This window comes from Microvirga sp. P4_G7, from assembly GCF_056401005.1.
Map to the genome: position 1 here is coordinate 1 of NZ_JBFUKD010000829.1, position 1,413 is coordinate 1,413.

Below are 1,413 nucleotides of genomic sequence, written 5' to 3' on the forward strand. Positions count from 1 at the left end.
GGCGAGGAGTTCGTCATAGGCGAGGCGTCGGCGCGGAACCGATTTGACGAGAGCCTCCTCCGTGAGCTGAGAAGCATTGTCCGCCCTGTGCAATCCATTCAGCGCGTCCCGAAACGGCGGCAGATTGTTCTTCTGCAACCAGCCGGCATCCTGCCATTCGGGAAGTTGAGGTACCTTCTCCAGGGCGCCACCCATGTAGCGGGCTACCATGCGGGAGGAGAGGCCCTCAGTCAGGCCGTAGACGGCTTCGACGGCGGGGAGGGTCGCGATGCTCTTCTCGTCGAGGACACGGTCTGGATGAACCATCTGGCGCACGCCGTCCCACAGCTCGATCTTTCCCGACACAAAGCGCCTCTCCCCAAGGGGTAGGAGTTTTTCGAGCCGAGGCCGCTGGCCGTTGAAGAACACCAGAACGATATCGCCGGTCTCGTCCTCCACCACCACACGGTAGGGCGCCCGACGCCCGGGAGGCGGGGGCCTGTGCGAGGCTACGGTCACAGACAGGGTGACGGGCTCGCCAATCGGCGCGTCGGCGATCGACCCTTTGATATCTCGCGCGATCCCGCCGGTCGGCATGTGAAACAAAATATCGAGGACCCGCGCCGATCGCCCCGGTTCGCCCAGCAAGCGGTCGAGCAGGGGCGCGATCTTCGGCCCGACGCCTGGAAGCGTCGCCGCAGGAGCGAAGAGGGGATCGAGGAGAGACGGACGCAGGGACATTCGACCGGGGTGGCAAGATAGGTTCAGCCGTTTATATAGCGGCGAAGGTCATGCCGCGCGACCGATGCGTGAAGAATGGAGTGGATCATGAGTGGAACGACACGAAGCAGCGCCGACCTCGATGTCCGGCGACGCCAGATCCTCTACCGCTCCTGGCATCGGGGCATGAGGGAAATGGATCTCATCATGGGCCGCTTCGCCGATTCCGAGATCGGAAAACTGTCCGACGACGAAATCACCGAGTTCGAGCAGCTGATCGAAGTTCAGGACCGCGATTTGCTCGGCTGGATTACGGGTGAAATCGCAACTCCGACGAATTACGACACCGCCCTGTTCCAACGTCTGAAGAGCTTTCATACCCACACGGCGCCTATTCACACGTGATCGCCGGGTCTTCCGCCCTTCTTACCTCGACCTCTCTTTCGACCTTCGTTGATCCATGAAATCCGTTCTCAGCCGCGCCCTCGACGTCCTCAAGAAGGGCCAAAGCCTGACGCTCTCGAGCGTTCCGGACGGTTTTGATGCGCTCGTCGTCGGAGATCTCGCGCGGGCTTTGTCGGGCCTTATCGATGGTCCCGCGGTCCTTGTACACGTCTCTCGTGACGGGTTGCGGCAGCAGAATTTCATCAATGGCCTCGGGTTCGTTGCACCCGAAGTCGAGGTTTTGACGTTTCCGGCATGGGATTGCCAACC

3 protein-coding genes are annotated in these 1,413 nt (G+C 61.5%); 2 read left to right on the forward strand and 1 reads right to left on the reverse strand.

Translation table 11 applies throughout. The features are described from left to right. Positions 1–720 (reverse strand): OB-fold nucleic acid binding domain-containing protein (locus AC1DT3_RS21075; RefSeq protein ID WP_477467142.1); only part of this gene is annotated, 720 nt, incomplete at its 3' end. Positions 721–807: 87 nt separating this feature from the next. Between AC1DT3_RS21075 and AC1DT3_RS21080 the strand changes: the two genes are divergently transcribed. Next, on the forward strand, positions 808–1,104 hold the full coding sequence (locus AC1DT3_RS21080) for an FAD assembly factor SdhE (RefSeq protein ID WP_477467143.1): 297 nt from the start codon (positions 808–810) through the stop codon (positions 1,102–1,104). 55 nt (positions 1,105–1,159) lie between these two features. Beyond that, positions 1,160–1,413, forward strand: a 254-nt coding sequence (locus AC1DT3_RS21085) for a hypothetical protein (protein WP_477467144.1), incomplete at its 3' end; no start/stop codon positions are given.

Excerpts from the sequence above, each read along its gene's own strand:
- AC1DT3_RS21080 (WP_477467143.1), top strand. The coding sequence starts at position 808 with ATGAGTGGAACGACACGAAGCAGCGCCGACCTCGATGTCCGGCGACGC.